Consider the following 21,517-nt stretch of genomic DNA (forward strand, 5'->3'; position numbering starts at 1 on the left):
CCGCCAGCAGGGTGCCAAGGTCGCTGAGGGCGGCCTCCGCGTCCTCGGCGCTGCGGCCTTCCGGAATCCTGGCGGCGTCGATGGCCAGCTCCACCTCGCAGCCGCGTTCGAAGTCCTCCGTCATGACTTCGAGCAGGGACCGGGCGTCCACGCCGCGCTGGCCGGGCCGGGCGATTGTGACGGGCAGGCCGGTGGCGGTGACGGCGCGGACAAACTCTGCCGCCGGCCGGGCGTGCAATCCGATTTCGGCGTGGATGACGGCCTTGTGTACGGGCAAGGGAGGCTCCTGATGGGGTCAAGCGAAAGATGCAGCCTCCAGCGTAGCCGGGGGAGCGGAGAGCCGGGAAACCGCGAGCCCGGATTGGTCTAGACCTGTGGCGCGGGTGCCCTACGCTTAATTCATGACAGCTTGCACGAGGCCCGGCCGTGGGAAGTAACGCCGCCCGGATGGCCGGCGAGATCGACCGTTCCAGCGGGGTTCCCATCTACGTCCAGCTGCGCGAGATCCTGCGCACCCACATCGCCACCTCCTGCCCGCCGGGCTCGGCCCTGCCGTCGGAGCGGGAGCTCTCAGAGCGGTTCGGGCTGGCCCGCATGACCGTCCGCCAGGCCATCGACGCCCTCGTCGGTGAGGAGGTCATCGAACGGGTCGTGGGGCTAGGGACGTTCGTCAGGAAACCAAAGCTGGACCTCCAGGTGAAGCTGACCTCCTACAGCGAGGAAATGCAGCGCCGCGGCATGGTCCCTGCGGCCAAGGTCCTCAGCTTCGAACAGATTGGCGCCAGCGCGTTCCTGGCCCGCGAACTCCAACTGGAGGAGGGAACGCCCGTGGTCCGCTTCCGGCGGCTCCTGCTGGCCGACAACGAACCCATGAGCGTGGACGAGAACTTCATTCCCGCACACCGGGTGCCGGGCCTGCTCGACGGTGAGCCGCCGACGTCGCTCTACAACGTCCTCAGCGAACGCTACGGCCTGCTGATGGAGTGGGGCGAGGACATGATCGAGGCGACCGCCGCCTCGCCGTCGACCGCCAGGCTGCTCAATGTCGAGGTAGGTTCGCCGCTGCTGAAGATCCAGCGGCACGCCTTCGTGGCCCGCGCCATGGTGGACTACTCGGTCTCCTATTACCGGGCCGACCGGTACAAGCTCTGGGTCCCGTTGCAGCGGCCCGGCGTCCGTCCAACCAGGAACTACGCCAGCGGCTACCGGCCCTAGGCGCCGCAAGTACCAGCCGAGTGCTTCGGACGCCCCGGCAGACACAGAAGAGGCCCGATCCTGATGGACCGGGCCTCTTCTGTGTCTTACAAGGGGAGACTAGTGGCTGAGCGTCTTCTGCTCGGCGTTTGCCTCGACCGCCTCGTGGGCGCCGTGGTGGCTGTGGGCCGCCGCCAGCTCCGTGGGCGTGACCGGTGCAACCCGGTCCTCGAAGAACCAGCGGGAGAGCTTGGCGCGGCGGTTTTCCTTGCGGTCCACCACACCCTTCTCGTTCGGCTGGGCCGGGAGCGGCTTCGGGGACTCGAAGCCGACCAGCTTGTAGCGCTTGTACTCGTCCAGCGGGGCGTGGACCTCGATGAACTCACCGTGCGGCAGGCGCACGATGCGGCCGGTTTCGCGGCCATGCAGGGCGATCTCGCGGTCCTTGCGCTGCAGCGCCAGGGCGACGCGCTTGGTCACGATGAACGCGATGACCGGGCCGATGAAGAACAGCGCCCGCAGCCAGTAGGTCACGTCGTTCAGGGCCACGTGGAAGTGCGTGGCGATGAGGTCGGAACCAGCCGCCGCCCACATCACGCAGTACCACACGAAGCCGGCCATGCCGATGGCGGTACGGGTCGGGGCGTTGCGCGGACGGTCCAGGACGTGGTGCTCGCGGTCATCCTTGGTGATCCAGCGTTCGATCCACGGGTAAGTGAACATCACGGTGAAGAGGATGCCCGCCGGGACCAGGGCCGGCAGCAGGACGTTGAAGGTGAAGACGTGGCCGAAGAAGATCTGCTCCACGTGCCAGTTGCCGAACGTGCCGGGCATCAGGCGGAGGGCGCCGTCGACGAATCCGATGTACCAGTCAGGCTGGGTGCCTGCGGAGACGGGGGAGGGGTCGTAGGGACCGTAGTTCCAGATCGGGTTGATGGTGAAGAAACCGGCCATGAGGGCGATGACACCGAACACGATGAAGAAGAAGCCGCCGGCCTTGGCCGCGTAGACCGGGCCGAGGGGGTAGCCGACGACGTTGCCGTCGTTGCGTCCCGGGCCGGGGTACTGGGTGTGCTTGTGCACGACGACCATGAACAGGTGCGCGGCGATCATCAGGAGGATCAGGGCCGGAACCAGCAGGATGTGCAGCACATACAGGCGGCCGATGATGGCCGTGCCCGGGAACTCGCCGCCGAAGAGGAAGAACGAGATGTAGGTGCCGATCACGGGGATGGATTTGATCACGCCGTCGATGATGCGCAGGCCGTTACCGGAGAGCAGGTCATCGGGGAGGGAGTAACCGGTGAAGCCGGCGGCCATGGCCAGGATCAGCAGGACGGAGCCGATGACCCAGTTCATCTCGCGGGGCTTGCGGAACGCGCCGGTGAAGAACACGCGGAGCATGTGCACGGCCACGGAGGCCACGAACAGCAGTGCCGACCAGTGGTGCACCTGGCGCATGAACAGGCCGCCGCGGACATCGAAGGAGATGTTCAGCGAGGAGTTGTATGCCACGGACATCTCGACGTTCTTCAGCGGCATGTAGGAACCCTGGTAGTGGGTCTCAGCCATGGACGGATCGAAGAAGAAGGTCAGGAAGGTGCCGGAGAGCAGCAGGATGACGAAGGAGTACAGCGCCACCTCGCCGAACATGAAGGACCAGTGGTCGGGGAAGACCTTCCGGCCGAATTCGCGGAGGATGCCCGATCCGCCGACACGCTGGTCGACGAAGTCGGTGATGCGGCCGCCCTTGGTCTTGGCGACGAAGGTGGGGGTGTCAGCTGTTGATGTTGCGCTCATGCTCATCACGCTCCCAGTAGCTAGGTCCAACAGGTTCTTTGAAGTCGCTCGTCGCGTAGAGGTAACCCTCATCGTCAACGGCGATGGGCAGCTGCGGGAGCGGCCGGCTGGCGGGGCCGAAGATGACCTTGCATTCCTGGGTCAGGTCGAAGGTCGACTGGTGGCACGGGCACAGCAGGTGGTGCGTCTGCTGCTCGTAGAGAGCGACAGGGCAACCGACGTGGGTGCAGATCTTGGAGTAGGCAACGATGCCGTTGTAGCCCCAGTCCTCGCGCCCCGGGGAGGGGTTGAGCGATTCCGGGTTCAGGCGCATGAGCAGGACGACCGACTTGGCCTTCTCGTTCAGCTTGCCCGACTCCAGCTCGTTCAGGCCTTCCGGGATGACGTGGAAGGCGGAGCCGATGGTGACGTCCGAGGCCTTGATGGGGGTGCCATCAGGGTCGCGGGTGAGGCGCTTGGTCTTGCCGTTGACCGGTGCCCACATGGTGTGGGCCAGCTTGTCGTCCGGACGGGGACCGAGGTCGCCGAAGACGGCCAGGGCCGGCAGCGGGGCGAGGGCGACGGCACCGAGCAGGGTGTTGCGGATCAGCGGGCGGCGCTTGATGCCGGTTTCCTCGACGATGTCGTCGACGATCCGGACGGCGGCCTGGCGGTCCTCTTCGGTGCGGATGGCGTGACGCTCTTCCGACACTTCGTGGTCCGGCATGAGGGCCTTCGCCCAGTGCACGATGCCCGTGCCGATGCCCAGCATCGCGAACGCGGTGCCGATGCCCAGCAGGGTGTTCTGCAGCCGGATGGTGGCGATCGAGGAGTCGTTTCCAAGATCGATGGCGAAGTACGCCACCAGGAATATCAGGGTACCAACGACGGATACGCCGAACAGGAGGGCCACCTGCCGTTCCGCTCGCTTTGCGGCCTTCGGGTCCGTGTCAGCCAGGCGCAAACGGTGCGGGGGAATTCCAGGATCCTGGAACTTCTCCACCTCGCTCTGACCAGCCGTAGCTACGGTGCCCGAGTGGTTCGGACTGCCGTCACTATGGTTGCCCATAATTCGCCTCATCCTTCTCTCGTCCCGGCTCTCGCCGGGTTAGTTTTCAATTCAACCTGCCGGCGGGCCGGCAGAAATTCTTACGGGGTGCGGAGCCTAGGAGGTCCGCGAGGTCAGCCAGATGGTGAAGGCGATGATGACGCCCAGGCCGGCGATCCAGACAAACAGGCCTTCGGAGACCGGGCCGAGGGCGCCGAGGTCGTTGCCGCCCGGGGAGCCGTTGGATTCAATCTGCTTGAGGAAGGTGATGATGTCGCGCTTGCCCTCGGGGGAGACGTTGGCGTCGGAGAAGACCGGCATGTTCTGCGGGCCGGTGACCATGGCCTCGTAGATGTGCTTGCCGGACACGTCGGCCAGGGCCGGGGCGAACTTGCCCTTGGTCAGCGCGCCACCGGCAGCGGCGGCGTTGTGGCACATGGCGCAGTTGGTGCGGAACAGCTCGCCACCCTTGGCGGCGTCGCCCTTCTCGTCGAGGACTCCGGCTTCCGGGATGGAGGGGCCGGGGCCCAGGGAGGCTACATAGGCAGCCAGCTGGTGGGTCTGCTCCTCGTTGAACTGGGCGGGCTTCTTGTAGGCCTGCGGACCGTTCATCTGCATGGGCATACGGCCGGTTCCCACCTGGAAGTCAACCGCGGCGGCGCCGACGCCGACGAGCGACGGGCCCGCCTGCGATCCGCTGGCACCCATGCCATGGCAGGTGGCGCAGTTGGCGGCGAACAGCTTGCCGCCTTCCTCCGCGTCGCTTGCGCTGAAGCTCGTGGTGTCGGCCTTGGCCTGGTTGACGGTGGTGGCGACGGCGTACAGCCCACCAGTGATGAGGAGGCCCATCAGCAACAGTGCAACTGCTGCCAGTGGGTGACGTCGCTTCTGCGAGAGTGCCTTCACGTGGTGGTTCCTTTTTTCGATGCTGCGTTGGCTCCGGGAGCCGCTTCTTGAAATTCTATCTCTTGTAGAAAGAGAGACAAGGGGTGGCTACTTGAGGACGTAGATGACCAGGAAGAGGCCGATCCACACGACGTCGACGAAGTGCCAGTAGTACGAGGTGACGATCGCGGACGTTGCCTCGAAGTGTCCGAACTTCTTGGCCGCGAAGGAGCGTCCCATGATGAGCAGGAACGCGATGAGGCCGCCGATGACGTGGAGGCCGTGGAAGCCGGTGGTCATGTAGAACGCCGAGCCGTAAGCGTTGGAGGAGAGCGAGACGTGCTCGGAGACGAGCATGGCGTACTCGGTCGACTGGCCGGCCACGAAGAACGCACCCATGATGAATGTGAGCGTGAACCACTCATTCATTCCCCAGCGGGAGAAGCTCAGCGGACCGCCAAGGCGGCGCGGCTGAAGCCGTTCCGCGGCGAAGACGCCCATCTGGCAAGTGAAGGAACTGGCCACGAGGACGATCGTGTTAACGAGCGCAAAGGGGAAGTTGAGCTTGGCCGTCTCTTCAGCCCACATCTGTCCGGACGTCGAACGGAGTGTGAAGTACATGGCAAAGAGACCGGCGAAGAACATCAACTCACTGGAGAGCCAGACAACGGTTCCAACGGAAACCATGTTCGGGCGGTTCAGCGTGGGGTGCGCCGGGGTACTGGGGGCATGGGTCGCAGATGTCACATAGACATTATGTCTGTAAAAGTCCTGTGTGCCCAACGCGAACCGCCTTTTGAGGGCACTTTTTCTACAAAGACGCGAAATCGCGGGGAAAAGTTCCGCGGGCCTTCGCATTGGGCATTGCGGCTCCCGGCTCGATAGCATCGGACCGTGACTTCCCAGGCATCTACACCGGCTGCAAGCAGGACCTGGCCGCGCCTTATCGGCGCCCTGATCAAGGGTGAGGACCTCACCGCCGGCGACACCGCCTGGGCCATGGCCTCGATCATGTCCGGTGAGGCCTCGCCGGCACAGGTGGCCGGGTTCCTTGTATCGCTGCGCGCCAAGGGCGAGACGGTGGCCGAACTCACAGGCCTGGTCGAGTCGATGATCAACTCCGCCAACCCGCTGGAGATCGCCGGGGAGAAGCTGGACATCGTCGGCACCGGCGGGGACCAGCTGAACACCGTGAACATCTCCACCATGGCCGCGCTCATCTCCGCCGGCGCCGGCGCCAAAGTGGTCAAGCACGGCGGTCGGGCGGCGTCGTCGGCGTCCGGCTCCGCCGACGTTCTCGAGGCGCTCGGCGTCCGGTTGGACCTGCCGATCCCGCGGGTGGCCCGCAACGCCGAAGAAGCGGGCATCACCTTCTGCTTCGCCCAGGTCTTCCACCCCTCCATGCGGCATGCCGCCGTCGCCCGGCGCGACCTTGGTGTTCCGACGGCCTTCAACTTCCTGGGGCCAATGACCAACCCGGCGCACGTCCAGGCATCCGCGGTGGGTGTGGCCAACGAGCGGATGGCGCCGCTGGTGGCCGGGGTGCTGGCCCGGCGCGGCAGCCGCGGCCTGGTGTTCCGCGGCGACGACGGCCTCGATGAACTGACCACCACCGGCCCCTCCCGCATCTGGGAGATCCGGAACGGCGACGTCGCCGAGCAGACCTTCGACCCGCGCGAGCTGGGCATCCGTCAGGCGACGGTGGCGGAACTGCGCGGAGGCGACGCCGCGGCGAACGCCGCCGTCGTTCGGTCCGTGCTGGCCGGAGATCCCGGGCCGGCGCTGGACGCGGCCCTGCTTAATGCCGCGGCGGGCCTGGTGGCCTTCGACCTGGATGCCGCCGGGCCGCTGACCGAGCGGATGGCCGCGGCGATGAAGCGGGCCGAGGAAGCTGTGCACTCGGGTGCCGCCGCCGCCGTCCTGGACCGCTGGGTGGCGCTGTCCCGCGACTAAACAGTCGCCGGCCGCGCGTGGCTGTGAGCGCTCGGGTGTCTACTGCCTGAGCCTTTGTTGCGCGAGGCGCTTACTGCTCGAAGCCGAGGGCGAAGGCCGCGTCGAGGTCGTGCTGGGAGTAGGCGCGGAAGGCGATGTGCGTGGTGGTGTGCACCACAGCTGGAACTTTGGAGAGCTTGTCCGCGATGACATCCGCCAGGTCCTCGTGCTTGGCCACCCGGGCGATGGCGATCAGATCCCACTCGCCGGTGACGGAGTAGACCTCGCTGATGCCCGGGATCGACGAAATTTTCTCGGCCGTCTCCGGGATGGCGGAAGCGTCAGTCTTGATCAGGACGAAAGCGGTGATCACGTGGGGACCTTTCGGAGCGGGTGCATCATTGCCGGGGTGCCGCAGCAGGGCCGAAGCCGCCGGTGCGGGCAGGCCCGGATGGTTGCAAGCCTAGTCCATCAGCTCCCGCTGCGGCGGGAGCGCAGCCGCCTCACGCCCGCGGCCAGGAGGCGCCAGCCGAGCAGGAAAACGGCGACGGCAATCAGGGCGACAATCACGAACGGAAGTACCACTACCTGGCCGGTGAGGGCCCGAAGCAGCATGCCCACCGCCACCGTGGCGAGCCAGATGACGACGCCGGTCGGCCACACCGCCAGCGGACGGCGCCAGAGACGGAAGACCAGCCAGCCAGCCGCGGCTCCGGCCAGGAACGGCCACGCGGTGGCCAGCACGCCGGTGACGATTTCGCCGCGCTGGTGGGCGTCGCGCCCGATGGCGGCGAAGAGCAAGATCAGGAGCGCGTCCGCGGCAGCCGCCAGGATCGCGGTGCGCGGCGCGGGGCGGCGCCCGTCTAGGGGCTGGTTCTGGTGCGGTGCTGGGGCGCTAAGGGGCATGCCCCAAGTTTAACCGGGATCGGCAGGACCGGATTCCTGTGCCCGGAAGCTCGACCGATCCCCGGCCGGTTCCCCGGACCGTGGATTTCGTCGCCCCGCGCGGCTAGCATGGGCGCGACTCATTACACCGGCAGAAACAGCACGAAGGGGTGCGCAATGACAACACTCGCCGATCGGCCGACAACGGGCCTGGACGTGATCGACGTCCAGAATGGCGTCGTCGAGGGAGCCTACGAGCGGGACCGGGTGGTCCGGAACATCGGTGGGCTGGTCGAGAGGGCCCGCGAGGCGGGGGTTCCGGTGGTCTGGGTGCAGCACTCTTCCGAGCACCTGGCACGCGGCAGCGAAGAGTGGGGAATCGTGCCCGAGCTCTCCCCGCACGACTCCGAGCCGGTGGTCCACAAGAAGTACGCCGACTCGTTCGAGGACACCGACCTGGAGGAGGTCCTCGCGTCGGCCGGGATCGGCAGGCTGGTGGTGTCGGGCGCCCAGACGGACGAATGCATCCGGTCCACCATCCACGGCGCGTTCGTCCGCGGCTACGACGTGACGCTGGTGGGTGACGCGCACACCACCGAGGACCAGTCCGAGTGGGGTGCCCCCAGCCCGGACCTGGTCATTGCGCACACCAATCTCTACTGGCAGTTCCACACCGCCCCGGGCCGCACCGCGGCGGTGCAGGACGCCGCCGCGGTGGACTTTGCCGGGGACAGTACGGGGGAGGAAGCCTAAAGCTCCCCGGTGAGGAACTGGGCGGTGCCGTTGCCGAAGGACCAGTCGGCGGCGTCGTTCTCGGTGATGGTGACGATCAGGTCCTGGGGGCTGATGCCGCACTTCGCCTCGAGTCCCGTGGCCAGGAGCCGGTAGAGCTTCTGCTTCGCGTCTTCCGCCCGGCGCCGGCTGGTGAAGCGCAGGACGACGAGGTCGTTGCTGCGGGTCATCCCCAGCCCGGTGTCCAGGGCGACCATCTCGTGCGGCTTGTGCTGGGTCAGGATCTGGTATCGGTCGGTGGGCGGCACCTCGAAGGCGTCCACCATGGACTCGTGAACCGTGTCCAGCAACGCCTGCAGCTGGTCCTCGGTGCGTCCTTCGACGACGTCGATGTTGATCAGTGGCATGGTGCCTCCCGGGTCTGTGCAGTGCGGGACTGCGTTGAGTGCTGTCACTTATGGGCAAGTCACCGGAGCGGGCCAAAATTCCGCCAATACCTCTGTGTCATAATATTCGCATGAATGCAGATAAGCCGTGCGGCCTGGACGTCGACGGCGAGTACGTCGAGTTGGCCGTCGAGGTCTTCGCGATGTTGGCGGACGCCACCCGGGTCCGGATCATCCTGGCGTTGCGCGAGGGCGAGCTGTCCGTCAACGAGCTGGCCGAGACCGTGGGGAAGCCCCAGTCCGCGGTCTCCCAGCATCTCGCCAAACTCCGCATGGCGCGGATCGTCTCCACCCGGCACGAGGGCACGCGGGTGTACTACCGGCTCGAGAACGAACACGCCCGCCAGCTCGTGGCGGATGCGATCTACCAAGCCGAACACACCTTGGGCGGCACCCCCCGGCACCACCACGCAGACCAAGAGAGCGGAACGGCATGAAAGACATCACCGACGGCAGCGTGCCGCAGGCCGCCGCCCACCAGCACGACCACGACGACGCGAACGACCACGATCACGACCATGCGCACAGTCACGACCACGACCACTCGCACGACCACGGGCACGGGCACGACCACTCGCACGACCACTCGCACGACCATGGCCACGAACACCCGGGTGGACTTCGTGGGTTCCTGCACGGATTGTTCGTCCCGCACAGCCACGACGCCGCGGACTCCGTCGATGAGGCCATGGAATCCTCGGCCAAGGGCATCCGGGCGCTGAAGATTTCGCTGGTGGTCCTGGCCGTTACGTCGCTCCTGCAGCTGGTGGTCTTCCTCTTCAGCGGCTCGGTGGCGCTTCTGGCAGACACCATCCACAACTTTTCGGACGCCCTGACTGCGGTGCCGCTCTGGATCGCCTTCATCCTCAGCCGCCGCGCCGCCACCAGGACCTACAACTTCGGCTACGGCCGGGCCGAGGACCTCGCCGGCCTGTTCATCGTTGCCATGGTGGCGCTGTCCGCCGTCGTCGCCGCCGTCGAATCGGTCATCCGCATCTTCCAGCCCGAGCCCCTCACCAACCTCGGCTGGGTGCTGGCGGCCGGTCTCATCGGCTTCGCCGGCAACGAGATCGTAGCCGTCTATCGCATCCGGGTCGGCAAGGAAATCGGCTCCGCGGCCCTCGTGGCGGACGGCGTGCATGCCCGCACCGACGGGTTCACCTCCCTGGCCGTGGTGGCAGGCGTCATCGGCGTCTGGCTCGGCTTCCCGCTGGCGGACCCGCTGATCGGCATCCTGATCTCGATCACCATCTTTGTGCTGCTCTGGGGAACGGTGCGGGATATCGGTCGGCGCCTGCTCGACGGCGTCGACCCCGCCCTGGTGGACCGGACCGAGGCGGCCATCGAACCCGTGGCACCCGGATCCACCGTCCGGCTCCGCTGGTCCGGGCACCGGCTCCACGTCGAGGTCACCACCCCGGCGCACGCCCACTGGACCATGGCCGAGCTGTCGGAAGCCACCCGGTCCATTGAGCAGGCGGTGCGGGGCGGAGTCCGCAACGTCGGAACGGTCGTCGTCGTTGCCGGCTAGGCAACGGACCGGCCGGGTATCAGTGCATCCGGAGGAGGGGAGCCCCGCGAGAACCGGGGCGGCCATCCCCGGCCATGGACGCTTTTTCGTCACAGACGCCGCGCTGGAGATGATCGGCGTGTTCGGTGGCACCCTGCACTGCTACCTGGCCGACGGCGGATGCCGGAAGCAGGGCCTCTATTTTTCCAGGACCCTGCCGCGGAAACCGCTGCGGTGCCAGCTGGAACAGGCGGGGGAGGACGCCGTGGAGCTAAGCGTCAGCGCGGACCTTGCTCCCAGGCTGGACGGGGCGGTACTCGACTTCGGGCTCTACAACAAGATGAAGCGGTTCGTCTGGACGTCGCTGCCGGGGACCAAGGGGCCGCAGTGCACCTGCCTGCGCTCCACCGGGGCGCCCGCCGGTAAGCGTTCGCCGTGTCTCGACGATCAGGGCACGGGCCGGACCGATCTCCGCTAAGAGCCAGGACGCAGGCCACAGCGGCCTGGGCATGACTGTGGGGCGGGACCGAATGGTCCCGCCCCACAGTCACTTCAGGGTGTGATCAGGCCCGCGAACGAAGAACCGTGACCGAGCGGTCACGCACGATCAGGGTCTCGACCGGGGCCTGAACCTGCTGCTCCGGGTCGGTGGAGAGCGCCAGCTCCCATTCCTGACCGGGTGCCGACGGGATGGTGAACTCCACCCCGTTTTCGGCCGCATTGAAGAGCACCGCGAACGCGTCGGCGCTCTCGTGCTCGAGCACGAAGGCGATGGCGCGGTGGTCCTCGGTCCAGTTCTCGTCGCCGAAGCCCTCGGCGTCGGCCCGCAGCACCCGGACGGTGTCCGCGCTGCCGGCCTCGGGAGCGTGGCGGTACCAGGTGGGGCGCAGCGCCGGGTTCTCACGCCGCAGCGTGATCAGCTGGGTGGTGAACTCCAGCAGGTCGCCGTCCACCTTGTTCCAGTCGAACCAGGAAATCTCGTCATCCTGGCAGTAGGCGTTGTTGTTGCCGCCCTGGCTGCGCCCCATTTCGTCGCCGCCGAGGATCATCGGGACGCCGGCGGAGAGCAGCAGGGTGGAGAGGAAGTTACGGCGCTGGCGGTCCCGAAGCTCGTTGACCGCCGGATCGTCGGTCTGTCCCTCCACGCCGTGGTTGGCCGAGCGGTTGTCGCTCTCGCCGTCGTTGTTGTCCTCGCCGTTGGCCTCGTTGTGCTTCTCGTCGTAGGCGGTCAGGTCGGCCAGGGTGAACCCGTCGTGCGCGGTGATGAAGTTGACGCTGGAGAGCGGGGCGCGGCGGCTGCCCTCGTAGACGTCCGGGCTGCCGAGGAAGCGCTGGGCGAAGTCGCCCAGGATGTTCTCGCCGCCGTGCCAGAAGTCACGGGCGTCGTCGCGGTATTTGCCGTTCCATTCGGACCAGTCGGCCGGGAAGCCGCCCACCTGGTAGCCGGCGGTGTCCCACGGCTCGGCGATCATCTTCACCGGAGCGAGGACCGGATCCTGCTCGATCAGGGTGAGGAAGGCGCTGTGTAGTTCGGCGCTGCCGTCCTGGCGGGTCAGCGTGGTGGCCAGGTCGAAGCGGAAGCCGTCGACGTGCATCTCCGTTACCCAGTAGCGGAGCGAGTCCATGATCAGGCCCAGGGCGGCGGGGTGGCCGACGTTGAGGCTGTTGCCCGTGCCGGTGGTGTCGAAGTAAGCCGACTCCTCGCCCTCGACGAGGCGGTAGTAGGCCGCGTTGTCGATGCCCTTGAAGGACAGGGTGGGGCCCATGTGGTTGCCCTCGGCCGTGTGGTTGTAGACGACGTCGAGGATGACCTCGAGGCCGGCCGCGTGAAGCGCCTTGACCATGGCCTTGAACTCGGCGACCTGGCCGCCGCCGTCGCCCGCGGAGCTGTAGTCGCCGTGCGGGGCGAAGAAGCCGATGCTGTTGTAGCCCCAGTAGTTCCGGAGGCCCTTCTCCTCGAGGTGGCTGTCTTGGACGAACTGGTTGACGGGGAGCAGTTCGACGGCGGTCACGCCCAGGTCCGTCAGGTGCTTGATCGCCGCCGGGTGCGCCAGGCCGGCGTAGGTGCCGCGGATGTCCTCGGGGACGTCCGGGTGCTGCTGGGTGAAGCCCTTGACATGGACCTCGTAGACCACAGTCTCGGCGAGGGGAGTGCGGGGCGCGATGTCGGGGGAGCCCGCGTCCCAGTCGAAGGACGGGTCGGTCACGACGCAGCGGGGCGTCGAATCGGCGGAATCGGACTCGTCGAAGACGGTCGGATCGTTCAGGTCGTGCGAGAAGACGGCCTGGCCCCAGTCGTAGCCGCCCTCGACGGCGGTGGCGTGCGGGTCCAGCAGCAGCTTGTTCACGTTGTGCCGCAGGCCGGCGTCCGGGTTCCAGGCCCCGTCGACGCGGATCCCGTAGCGGGTGCCCACCTCGACGCCGGGGACCACGGCGTGGAAGACGTGGCCGGTGCGTTCGGCGAGCGCGGTCCGGGTCTCGTTGCCGTCTCCGTCGAAGACGCAGAAGTCGACGGCGTCGGCAGTCTGCGAGTAGATCGCCACGTTGGCGCCGTCTTCACGCAGCGTGACGCCCAGGGGATAGGGGAGGGAACGCGTGGCGGATGCCGAAGTCATGCGATGCTCGTTTCTCTACGGAAGTGTTAGCCCTCAGTATAGTAAGCATGCTGACGAAAGCTTGAACCGCGACGGCGGGATGTCGACGGAATCATGTCACAGTTCGGTTGGGGATCGCTCCGGACTCCGCCGGGGCGGGTCCATGCCGGGCGTTGATGCCTGCGCTGGTCAGTGCGTGGGCTGCTGGAGATAGAGCGGGTGCAGTTGCTGCCAGAGCAGCCGGGCGTCGCAGCGTCCCTTGCCCGCGAGGTGGGACCGCAGGTCCTCGACGTGGATCTGGTCCCCGGCGGCGTAGGCGGCCAGGTTCGTCAGTGGCAGGCCATGGTCCTCGAACACCAGCAGGGTCCCGGTGCCGTGAGGTGCCAGCGTGATCTTCATCAGCCCCTCGGGTTCATCCCCGGACGAGGTGGCGATCCGGATGGCCCTGCCCTTTTCGCACGCCTCGATGCGGCAGGTACCCTCCCAGCCGCTCGCAAAGTAGCGCGCCCGGTACTCGCTCCCCACGGTGGGGGCTGCCGCAAGCTGCTCTCCCGACATCCCTGCCAGCTCGCCGAGCCAGGCGCCCAGCTCGCTTAGCCCGGTCAGCGCCCTCCATACGGTACCGACGGGCGCGTCCAGGTATTCCTCGAGGCGGACGAACCCCGACGTGCCTGCGGTGTGCAGGGTCCCCAGCAGCCGCGGGGCGTCAGTTTCGGCGTCGGTCATGGGGCCGAGCCTAGCCCGCTTCCGGCCTACAGTCGACGAACCAGGCGGAACCGTTCGAGGACCAGCAGGGTGTCGTCGCGGACCGTGAAGCGGGCCTCGTCGAGTGCCTCCCGCATCTGGTCGCTGTGCCAGAAGTTCTCATGTCCGGCGCGCCACTCGGCCACTGTTTCGTAGCCTTCGCCCTCGTCCCGGGCGTGGTCCAGGTCCACCTCGGCCAGCGGCACCCGGCGCACACCCGTGGTCTCGATGACCGCAACGGCACGGCCTGCCGAATCCAGGACCTGCTGCCGCGCCCCGACCATCGGTAATGGCTCGTCGGCGAGCGCGTACTCCACGGCGAGCGACGTCGTCGACGTCTTTCGGCCATCCAGAATGGCACCCACGAGTGCGTCCCTCAAGGTTCCGGGGAAGGCGAACTCGGCGTGTGGCAGGTCCTCATCGGTACTCATAGCTCCCTATCCTCCATGGGCTGGACGCTTCAGGCGAAATGGCGAAGATGGTTGCCTGCGGGAGCTTCCCCCGACGCGCCTGATCGGGTTGACTGTCAGTAGGGTCCGTCCGTGGACCTCTAGGGGGGAGATTGTGGGATCAAAAGGAACGTTGTTCATCGGGTCCGGAGTGGCCCTTCTGGCGGCGGCGCTCATCGTGATGCCACTGCCCCTGTTCGACGCGCTCTCGGGCCGGGGTGCGCCGGGGGTGGCCCTCGCCGCCGGTATCGCGTTCCTGCTCGCGGGGCTGGGGCTCCTCGTGGTGGGACTTCGACGTCGTTCCCGCAACCTGCGTACGGCGCGCACCTACGCGACGAAGGAGCCGACATCGCTCGACGAGGATCGGCCGGTCAACCCCTATGCCCTGCCGAAGTCCTACGGAGCCATTCCGCCTCTGCACTGACGCGTCCGGGCGCGGGCGTGGGATGCCCCTCCGCAGGCACCCCACACCCCGGGCTCACCGGACGGTGACGCTGACAAGCAAGTCCTTGAGGCGGTCATAGTCTTGAGTCTTCATCCACGCCTTGGCAGCCCCTTGGCTGGGAAACGCCGGGTCGGCGAAAATCACCCGCGTAAAAAGCCCGTCCCCGCCGGAACCTACCAGACCGCACCAGGAGGAGACGCCGTCGCCCTCCTGCAGGGAGCGGGGATCCGTGAGGCCCATGGAGTAGGTCTCGCCGCCGGGGGAGACTTCGCTGACAAAGCCGAACGCTGCCTGTCCGCCGTCGGCTGTGGGAATGCCGGGAGCGGCGGCGCGGTCCAAGACCGTGCGGGAGACGGGGCCGCCGGCGCAACCGGCCGTAACACCCCGGGCCAGTAGGACCCGTTCCTTGCCGTTCTGGTCCGTGACCAGGGCCTCCACGCCGGGCAGCCCTGCTGGGGGCGTCGAGGTTTGCACGGTCCAGTCGGCAGGGTAGGCGAAGCTCATTCCGCCGTCCGTAAAGGTGTAGACCTTCGTGTCGCCGGCGTCGCGGCCCTTCGCAGTGTGCGGAGGGACGGAGGCCTTGGTCGTTGCTTTAACGGACGACGTCGACGTCAACTCGGCGGTGTCCCGCACCACCGGAGACCCGGCGGAGCTCATGCCGGCGTTACCCGGGTAGGGTCCGCACGCTGTGAGCGCGAACCCAAGGCCCAGACCGGCGGCCATGACAACGGGCAGCAGCCCTTTTCGGTGATTCAACATCTTCGTCCCCATTTCAGTTGCGTCGGACATTTGTCCGTGTGAAATGAAGGTTTCCGGGGGACGCCGGATGTTTACGGCGTTGGTACATTCGACCGCGCCCGGTTACCAGCCGCCGGTGCCGGGTGCGCCCTTGAACGGGCCCACGATGTTGGCGGTGATCCAGCCGCCGTAGAAGCCGCCCTCCTGCGGGGTGACCCGTTCGCCGTCGATCTCGCAGGCGTCCATCAGGCCGGGATAGAGCGCCACCCGGCCACGCAGGGATTCGAAGCCCTTAGCCGGCTCCGGGTACGTCCAGCCGGCCCGATGTGCCGTCGCTGACCCGGAGACGACGTCGAAGTACCGGGCCTCGCCCTTGAATTCGCAGAAGCTGGAGCCCTCCGCCGGCCGCAGCGCCCCGGCCGGGAAGGCCTCGATAGGCAGGTAGTAGACCGGGGGATGGCTGGTTTCCAGGACGCGGACCGAATCGGTGGTGTCGGCGATGACCTGCCCCCCGAAGCGCACCACCACGCGTTCGCTGCGGTGTTCGACGCGAGGGGGCCGGGGATAGTCCCAGACGGATTCCTGCCCGGGGGCCGGGGGAACGGGACGGGGATGCCGGGAGAAGAGATTCATGGATCGTTGCCGGGGCCGGGGCCGGGGTCAGGCGCAGGCCGCGTTGATGCCGCGACCCGTGCGCGCCTGCATCGCGTGCCCGTAGGCGAGGGAAAGGGCCCAGGCGAGCGGGGCCCCGTCGCTTGGCCGGTACGTTCGTGCCCGATTCCAGACGGAGGCGTAGACGGCCTCCAGGACTGCCTGCGCGGCGCGTGCCTCCGGGACGATCTGCCGGATGAGGCCATAGCATCGGGCCGAGGTAAGGGCGTAAAAGCCCTCCAACGACGGCTTGTCGGCGGCAGCCACCCCGGCGATGAGGCGGATAAGGTCAGCATTGCGAACATCGACCTCGGGCGCCCCAGGCCCGGCAGAGATGGTAGCCGTCACGGTCACTCCAGACTCTCAAACGTCTTTACTAGTTTGTCTAGTATTACGCCTACTTAGCATCTTGTCCATAACGAGGCCGCGCGAATGGCGGGCGGCCTGGTGCCGGGCGGGGAACCGGGGGAGAACCCCATCCGCTATTCATCCTCGCTCGTGTTGTGGCCGGGAAGGCATGCCCGTCGCCTCACCCGATGGGTGTCACTACGATGAAGGCATCTCACCGCCGGAACGAGGAGCGAGGGTGCGAAGAATTTGGAGTCACCTGCGCAGAGCATCGCGCTTCCCTAAGCGGTCCACCGAAACTCTTCGCTCGATGAAAATCAGCACCCATGTCTTAGGAGTCTCCTGGTTGGCGCTTTCACTGCTGTGGGGAGGGGCTTGGCAAATGTATCTGTGGGCAATAGTTGGCCTTGTGGGTCTTGCTGAGTCCGCACTCGTTGAGAAGGAGATCGCCCGCAGGGCACTTGGTGGCGGGAAGTGGGACTGACTCTTAGCATCGAATTCGGCAACTGGCCAAGCCTCTTCGCTCGAGGACCACAGGGTGAACAGGCCCAGGTTGGCCTTGGCTTCGGGTGATCGAACGGCGCGGCTAAACGGTGCGGAGCTTGTAGCGGGTGAGCCGGCGGCCACGCTGACGGGCACTGGCAATTGCCTCCTTGGCGGTGAGAATCTTCCTGGGGCTCATCCAGCCCTGTGATGGTTTGTGAAGAACGTATCCGCCCCCGATCGTCACAGCAGCGTGCTGCACCAATCCGTCCGGCGAGCGCCAGACGAGCACCGTTCCGGCGTCGTCGTCGGAGCCACCCGGGGCGGCGGTCGAAGACAGCCACTCCTCGAAGGGCTCCCGCAGCATCCACCTCCCGGCGGCGTCGGACCGGCCCGCTGCCGCCATGACGGTCCCAAAACAGTTAGGGCCGCTGGCATGGGGAAAGGTGCCCGCGAGTGCCCTAGCCCCGGGAAGAGCCGCACGAGAGTTCTCCCAGATATGTTCGGGAACCTCCAGATGCCTGCTAGGTCTGCGACCGTGGCGAAGATATTCATCGAGGACCGGTATCTCATGTCCTTCCAGCAGCGAGGGCCACCACACGAAGCGATGTCCGTCAGCCTGGGCAGCTGCCTGGGCGCGAACTTCAGCAGGGGCGCTTCGGACGGAGGGGATAACTTGCCTCGCGAACGTGATCTGGTTGTGCAGGAGAACTGCCCGCGCCATTCGTCCGAGATCATTGAACTCTTCTTCGCTCACCAGAACGCAGACCAGGTAATCCGGGACGTTGTAAATCTCGAAGGTATCCCGCAGTTCAGCGTCGAGTTCTCCTCGTGGGGGTTCGATACCGATGCGACTCGAGCCTTCTCTGGGAATGAGGAAAGGCTGATGCGTAGGAGCGAACCACGCGGCTTGGCGGGCCATCAGTTCGGGCCCTAGTTCAATCCCGAGCGAGAACATCGTCTGTCACCTTCCCGCCTTAGTTTCCCGTCAGCTCCCCGTTGCTGCCTGACATTCAGGACATCCTATGGCTTCAGGCGGTCGGGCATCGCCGTTTTACTGCCCTCTGAGAAACCGCTTCGGAGATCAGGGTCTTAGGCCGAACACCGGCAGAGAATCCTCAGCAGGTGGCGATTTGTCGAGACGCCGAACAAAAAGTCTTACAGTTACCGCATGTCGGTCATCCTGGAAGTTATTGCGGCCGTGGTTCAAGGGCTCACTGAAGCCGCTGTGGATCTTTTCTTGCACCGCGGCTCAGCCCATCATGCGGACGACAGCTGATCTGCACCGGTCGACTTCTGCCGCCCGGCGCGTCCGGCCTTCGGTAGAGGCTAATCCGCCCACATGACCGGGTGGCAAACTGTTTGTATTCGGTCTGGTCGACGACAATTTCACGCCATCGTTTGGTCGGGATGGGGGTGCTGCATGGATGATGAAAGGTCTTCTTTCACGGTTGCCTTTCCCGAGGCAAGGAAGGCCCGGGCGGCCTCCACTATGGCTACCGTATTTTTCCTGATCTTTTGGATCCTCTGGGGCATTGACCTGTTCGGGGCACAAGGGGTCCCGGACTTTCCGTGGCTGATATTTGCGATGATCTCATTTCTACTGTTTGCGGCCACGTCCATTTATTCAGGGCGGCTCGACCGAGAGCTGACACTTCTCATCAACCGGCGGGTCGCCGAGGAATTCGCCCTTCACACTCAAGAGGACTATCCGAGAGATGTGGACATCCTGAAGGTCAGGCGGTCTCTAGCGGTCAAGAGAGCTGACGGGACTGTGAGTCTGTGGGGAGTGCAGCGCAAGCGCGACGTTTTCATGCTGTATCCGATTTCCTGAAATCCGTCCGTCCCAAAATCTCGTAGCAACGCGTTGCCGTCGTCGGCGTCATCGATGGTGGATGAGTCGTTTCGTAGGTAGCAATTTTCGGGCTTAGCAAATATCAATCGAGTAGGCTCGGCTGATGGTTTCCCTGCCAGTTCGCGTTCAGGTTGAGGCTTGGTGCTTTCGGGCGCTGGGCCCGGGCACACTTACGTCGTTGCACCCCGATGCAGGCGGTCAGATGTCGCAACTTTTCCGCTTCGACTCTGAGAGTTCGGGACCTCTGGCGTTGAAAGTCCGCCCGGGAGCCGCTGGCAGAATTCGTCGGTGCCAGCAATTGCAGTCTGCCGTAGCAGCCTCAGGGTTTCCTTGTCCCCGCCCGGCCAGCGGCCTCGGTGTGCTCGATTCCGGCTTGGTAGTATCCGCCGAAACCTGGCTACCCGGTGGCGAGATGAATGCCGAGCCGAACGCGGCCTATGCAAGCCGTTCCGCGGCGCTACTGGCAGACCTCATGATGCTTCTCGAGAGGGAGACTTCCATAGGACTTTCACCGCCGCCACCATGGATGCATTGGAATCCACCGACCGGTGACTTGTGGCCGCGGAATCCAGTGGTGGACTCCATGGACCAGAGCCGAGTACCCGAGCAGGTGACCTTCACGGCGCGCGCCGTTGCCAAGCGATTGGCAATCGCCCCGCTGCCAGTCGTGATTGGGCATGGAGACTGGGAAAGCCAGAATCTTCGATGGAAAGCCGACCGCCCGTGGGCAGTCCACGATTGGGACAGCCTCGTTGCTCTCCCGGCCGCCGCCATTGTCGGGGCAGCTTCGGGAGCTTTCGGGAGCACGGCCACCCCGACGCTCGCTTCTGTGGAAGCCTCTCAACAGTTCATCGAAGCCTATGAACATGCAAGGGGTATCGAGTTCAGCATCGAGGAACGTGAAGTTGCCTGGGCCGCTAGCCTTTGGCCGGCACTCCATAACGCCAGGGGCGAAAGCTTATTCGAATCACCGCCAACCGCAGTCCGGGCACTGAGCGAACAGTCACGCCACCGACTCGAGCGCGCCGGCGTCAGGTGAGGAGTCCGCGTTAGGGCCTAACGAGGACTCCACTCGTCAACACAGGAACAACCGGAGGCTACGATGTGGCCATGCCCGCGTCGCCCGACCGTCGCATCATCCGCCTATTTCCCGACTACGGGCACCGGTGGCCGCTCTGGGAAAACGACCGACCCGGGCATCCCAGCAAATACACCATGGTTCCCTCCGACTATGGGCTTTCAAAGGAACTGACCGCCAGACTTCGTGCCTGGTACGACGCCTGGGATGCCGAAAACCTGTACGAGAACGGTTGGAGCTCGCAAGCCAAAGAGCTGGCCTGGAAGTACGACCTTGCGGAGCAACTCCGCGACGAAGTGAAAGCCTTCGCCGACGTCGAATATCACCAGTAGCAGGCGGCCGTGACCCTCTGTCGCCGGGCGCGGAAGTCGCCTATTGCGCCGGCGCGGACGAGCGGACTTCCCCCTCCCGCGTGTGGACGTCCAGTTCCACAGGGAAGTCCATCCAAGACCGAAGAGGGGACAAGACGATTGGGAACGCGGCCGCGACGGCCAACAAGGCCCAAACCCAGAGAGCCGCTGTAACCCCCAGGTACGTGGCAAGGGCGCCTCCCGCAAGGCCGGCTACGGGCATGACGCCCAACGTGACCAGCCGGTACGTCGCCATGACCCTGCCCATGAGGCGGTGTGAAGCGAGCCGCGGAATGATGCCGGCCCCCGCCAGGCCCGACACCACGACAAAGTAAGACCAACCCAATCCCGAGATGCCCACCCAGACGACCGGCGAGAGACCCAGCAGTGGTGCAACCGGCAGGAGAAGGACAAAACAAGCGCTGGCCAGGCTCGCCGTGATTTTCGTTTTACCGATGCCCAGCGCACCGGTGATACGCGTGGCCGACAGCGAGGCGGCCAAACCTCCCAGGGCCGAGACGCTGCCGATACCGACGAGCTGATCGATGGGGATGTCCAGGACCTCCAATGCATAGACGACTTTGGCCGCGGCGCCGGCCATTCCCGCGGCATTGACCAAAGCGACGGAGATCATCAGGGGGCGGATAAGAGGGTGGCACCACGTGAAGCCGAGGCCGGCACGGGCCTCGACCCAAAACTTTCCGGGCCTTGCCGGGTGCGAAGACACGGCCAGGGGAAGACGGCTGGTCACGAACGCCGATGCGAGGTAGGCCGTGGCAGCGACTACCAGTACGGCAGGTGCTGCCACTGCCCTGGCTACGAGCCCGACGACCCCCGGCGTGGCGATGGCGATGCCGCTCTGCATCGACTGAATCTTTGCGTAGCCGCGGCTCAACTCATCTCCCTTGAGTAACAGGGGGATCGCTGCGGACTGCGCCGTTGTGAAGAAGACATCGGAGACGCTGACGACGGCGGCGACCAGGAGTAGGTGCCATAGGGTCAGCCCGCCGAGGAAACATGCGATCGGCACGGACAAGGCGGCGCAAGCCCGGACAATATTGGAAAGCACCAGGACCGATTTTCTGGGCCACCTGTCGACGAGGACACCGGCCGGCACACCCAACAGCAGGAAAGCGGCCGTACCCAGGGCGTTCACGACACTTGTCTGGAAAGCGCTGGCGCCGGTGGCTGCTACGGCGATGAGCGGCAACATCGAGCGCAGGACGTCGTCGCCAATCCCATCGCCGATGCTCGCGACGAAGATCCGCCGAAAGTATCCCGTACGCCTAGTACGCTGAGAGATGTGTAAGGGCATACCTGACTTTAGTCAGGCTAAGCCTGACATTGAAGGTCGGCTCGCCACTCTTTGGG

General features: G+C 65.8%; 26 protein-coding genes. 10 read left to right on the plus strand and 16 right to left on the minus strand.

Annotated features, from left to right (window positions below):
- A partial coding sequence (locus tag AB0305_RS08900; RefSeq protein WP_366172424.1) for an HPr family phosphocarrier protein occupies nt 1-277 on the minus strand: 277 nt, incomplete at its 3' end.
- 170 nt (nt 278-447) lie between these two features.
- Here AB0305_RS08900 and AB0305_RS08905 point away from each other — a divergent pair.
- A complete protein-coding gene (locus tag AB0305_RS08905; protein ID WP_364135824.1) occupies nt 448-1,215 on the plus strand; it encodes a GntR family transcriptional regulator in 768 nt (255 codons plus the stop codon).
- 99 nt (nt 1,216-1,314) lie between these two features.
- Here the strand turns inward: AB0305_RS08905 and AB0305_RS08910 are convergent, their stop codons facing one another.
- From AB0305_RS08910 to AB0305_RS08925, 4 genes are all read right to left on the minus strand, one after another.
- On the minus strand, nt 1,315-2,994 hold the full coding sequence (locus tag AB0305_RS08910) for a ubiquinol-cytochrome c reductase cytochrome b subunit (RefSeq protein WP_290257801.1): 1,680 nt from the start codon (nt 2,992-2,994) through the stop codon (nt 1,315-1,317).
- Entirely contained in the window at nt 2,972-4,042 is a 1,071-nt protein-coding gene (locus tag AB0305_RS08915; RefSeq protein ID WP_290257802.1) for a Rieske 2Fe-2S domain-containing protein, read from the minus strand. The genes AB0305_RS08910 and AB0305_RS08915 overlap by 23 nt, the downstream gene beginning before the upstream one ends.
- A gap of 96 nt (nt 4,043-4,138) precedes the next feature.
- The gene (locus AB0305_RS08920) at nt 4,139-4,927 is read right to left on the minus strand and encodes a cytochrome c (RefSeq protein WP_290257803.1); all 789 of its coding nucleotides are present in this window, start codon (nt 4,925-4,927) and stop codon (nt 4,139-4,141) included.
- An 87-nt stretch (nt 4,928-5,014) separates the two neighbouring features.
- Complete coding sequence (locus AB0305_RS08925) at nt 5,015-5,689, minus strand: heme-copper oxidase subunit III (RefSeq protein ID WP_290257804.1); 675 nt, start codon at nt 5,687-5,689, stop codon at nt 5,015-5,017.
- Nucleotides 5,690-5,800: 111 nt separating this feature from the next.
- Between AB0305_RS08925 and trpD the strand changes: the two genes are divergently transcribed.
- The gene (gene trpD, locus AB0305_RS08930; RefSeq protein WP_364135632.1) at nt 5,801-6,859 is read left to right on the plus strand and encodes an anthranilate phosphoribosyltransferase; all 1,059 of its coding nucleotides are present in this window, start codon (nt 5,801-5,803) and stop codon (nt 6,857-6,859) included.
- 70 nt (nt 6,860-6,929) lie between these two features.
- Here the strand turns inward: trpD and AB0305_RS08935 are convergent, their stop codons facing one another.
- Together AB0305_RS08935 and AB0305_RS08940 are read right to left on the minus strand one after the other, a co-directional pair.
- The gene (locus AB0305_RS08935; protein WP_290257806.1) at nt 6,930-7,211 is read right to left on the minus strand and encodes an Lrp/AsnC ligand binding domain-containing protein; all 282 of its coding nucleotides are present in this window, start codon (nt 7,209-7,211) and stop codon (nt 6,930-6,932) included.
- A 98-nt stretch (nt 7,212-7,309) separates the two neighbouring features.
- Entirely contained in the window at nt 7,310-7,744 is a 435-nt protein-coding gene (locus AB0305_RS08940; RefSeq protein ID WP_290257807.1) for a DUF3054 domain-containing protein, read from the minus strand.
- 156 nt (nt 7,745-7,900) lie between these two features.
- Between AB0305_RS08940 and AB0305_RS08945 the strand changes: the two genes are divergently transcribed.
- Nucleotides 7,901-8,476 carry a cysteine hydrolase family protein gene (locus AB0305_RS08945; RefSeq protein ID WP_364135636.1) on the plus strand — a complete coding sequence of 192 codons (576 nt, stop codon included), beginning with the start codon at nt 7,901-7,903 and terminating at the stop codon, nt 8,474-8,476.
- On the opposite strand, the gene AB0305_RS08950 is transcribed toward AB0305_RS08945, so the two are convergent.
- A complete protein-coding gene (locus AB0305_RS08950; RefSeq protein ID WP_364135639.1) occupies nt 8,473-8,862 on the minus strand; it encodes a tautomerase family protein in 390 nt (129 codons plus the stop codon). The genes AB0305_RS08945 and AB0305_RS08950 overlap by 4 nt on opposite strands.
- Nucleotides 8,863-8,972: 110 nt before the next feature.
- Here AB0305_RS08950 and AB0305_RS08955 point away from each other — a divergent pair, with 110 nt between their 5' ends.
- Genes AB0305_RS08955 through AB0305_RS08965 form a run of 3 tightly spaced genes read left to right on the plus strand, consistent with a single transcriptional unit; the run spans nt 8,973 to nt 10,889 of the window.
- Nucleotides 8,973-9,338 carry a metalloregulator ArsR/SmtB family transcription factor gene (locus AB0305_RS08955; protein WP_364135642.1) on the plus strand — a complete coding sequence of 122 codons (366 nt, stop codon included), beginning with the start codon at nt 8,973-8,975 and terminating at the stop codon, nt 9,336-9,338.
- Complete coding sequence (locus tag AB0305_RS08960) at nt 9,335-10,432, plus strand: cation diffusion facilitator family transporter (protein WP_364135645.1); 1,098 nt, start codon at nt 9,335-9,337, stop codon at nt 10,430-10,432. The genes AB0305_RS08955 and AB0305_RS08960 overlap by 4 nt, the downstream gene beginning before the upstream one ends.
- Nucleotides 10,433-10,454: 22 nt before the next feature.
- Nucleotides 10,455-10,889: a peptidase gene (locus tag AB0305_RS08965; RefSeq protein WP_366172430.1), complete on the plus strand. Its 435-nt coding sequence runs from the start codon at nt 10,455-10,457 to the stop codon at nt 10,887-10,889.
- 85 nt (nt 10,890-10,974) lie between these two features.
- On the opposite strand, the gene glgX is transcribed toward AB0305_RS08965, so the two are convergent.
- The 3 genes from glgX to AB0305_RS08980 all read right to left on the minus strand — a co-directional run bounded on the left by glgX (nt 10,975) and on the right by AB0305_RS08980 (nt 14,180).
- Complete coding sequence (glgX, locus tag AB0305_RS08970) at nt 10,975-13,026, minus strand: glycogen debranching protein GlgX (RefSeq protein ID WP_364135648.1); 2,052 nt, start codon at nt 13,024-13,026, stop codon at nt 10,975-10,977.
- 168 nt (nt 13,027-13,194) lie between these two features.
- Entirely contained in the window at nt 13,195-13,731 is a 537-nt protein-coding gene (locus tag AB0305_RS08975) for an SRPBCC domain-containing protein (RefSeq protein WP_364135651.1), read from the minus strand.
- Nucleotides 13,732-13,757: 26 nt separating this feature from the next.
- Nucleotides 13,758-14,180 carry an ASCH domain-containing protein gene (locus AB0305_RS08980; RefSeq protein WP_364135654.1) on the minus strand — a complete coding sequence of 141 codons (423 nt, stop codon included), beginning with the start codon at nt 14,178-14,180 and terminating at the stop codon, nt 13,758-13,760.
- A gap of 151 nt (nt 14,181-14,331) precedes the next feature.
- On the opposite strand from AB0305_RS08980, the gene AB0305_RS08985 reads away from it, so the two are divergent.
- Nucleotides 14,332-14,622 carry a hypothetical protein gene (locus AB0305_RS08985; RefSeq protein WP_364135657.1) on the plus strand — a complete coding sequence of 97 codons (291 nt, stop codon included), beginning with the start codon at nt 14,332-14,334 and terminating at the stop codon, nt 14,620-14,622.
- Between the two features lie 54 nt (nt 14,623-14,676).
- On the opposite strand, the gene AB0305_RS08990 is transcribed toward AB0305_RS08985, so the two are convergent.
- The 4 genes from AB0305_RS08990 to AB0305_RS09005 form a co-directional block, all read right to left on the minus strand.
- Nucleotides 14,677-15,402, minus strand: a complete 726-nt coding sequence (locus AB0305_RS08990) for a hypothetical protein (RefSeq protein ID WP_364135660.1) — start codon at nt 15,400-15,402, stop codon at nt 14,677-14,679.
- 102 nt (nt 15,403-15,504) lie between these two features.
- Nucleotides 15,505-16,014 (minus strand): DUF427 domain-containing protein, encoded by a 510-nt coding sequence (locus tag AB0305_RS08995; RefSeq protein ID WP_364135663.1) that lies wholly within the window; start codon nt 16,012-16,014, stop codon nt 15,505-15,507.
- A 27-nt stretch (nt 16,015-16,041) separates the two neighbouring features.
- Nucleotides 16,042-16,380, minus strand: a complete 339-nt coding sequence (locus tag AB0305_RS09000; protein WP_364135666.1) for a hypothetical protein — start codon at nt 16,378-16,380, stop codon at nt 16,042-16,044.
- 586 nt (nt 16,381-16,966) lie between these two features.
- Nucleotides 16,967-17,821, minus strand: coding sequence for a hypothetical protein (locus AB0305_RS09005; RefSeq protein WP_364135669.1), 855 nt, complete (start codon nt 17,819-17,821; stop codon nt 16,967-16,969).
- 465 nt (nt 17,822-18,286) lie between these two features.
- Between AB0305_RS09005 and AB0305_RS09010 the strand changes: the two genes are divergently transcribed.
- From AB0305_RS09010 to AB0305_RS09020, 3 genes are all read left to right on the plus strand, one after another.
- The gene (locus tag AB0305_RS09010) at nt 18,287-18,697 is read left to right on the plus strand and encodes a hypothetical protein (RefSeq protein WP_364135672.1); all 411 of its coding nucleotides are present in this window, start codon (nt 18,287-18,289) and stop codon (nt 18,695-18,697) included.
- Nucleotides 18,698-18,821: 124 nt separating this feature from the next.
- Nucleotides 18,822-19,757, plus strand: coding sequence for a phosphotransferase (locus AB0305_RS09015; protein WP_364135675.1), 936 nt, complete (start codon nt 18,822-18,824; stop codon nt 19,755-19,757).
- A 71-nt stretch (nt 19,758-19,828) separates the two neighbouring features.
- Nucleotides 19,829-20,128: a hypothetical protein gene (locus AB0305_RS09020; protein WP_364135678.1), complete on the plus strand. Its 300-nt coding sequence runs from the start codon at nt 19,829-19,831 to the stop codon at nt 20,126-20,128.
- A gap of 40 nt (nt 20,129-20,168) precedes the next feature.
- On the opposite strand, the gene AB0305_RS09025 is transcribed toward AB0305_RS09020, so the two are convergent.
- Nucleotides 20,169-21,461 carry an MFS transporter gene (locus tag AB0305_RS09025; protein WP_364135681.1) on the minus strand — a complete coding sequence of 431 codons (1,293 nt, stop codon included), beginning with the start codon at nt 21,459-21,461 and terminating at the stop codon, nt 20,169-20,171.
- Between the last annotated feature and the right edge of the window lie 56 nt (nt 21,462-21,517).

The organism is Arthrobacter sp. NPDC080086 (assembly GCF_040702285.1).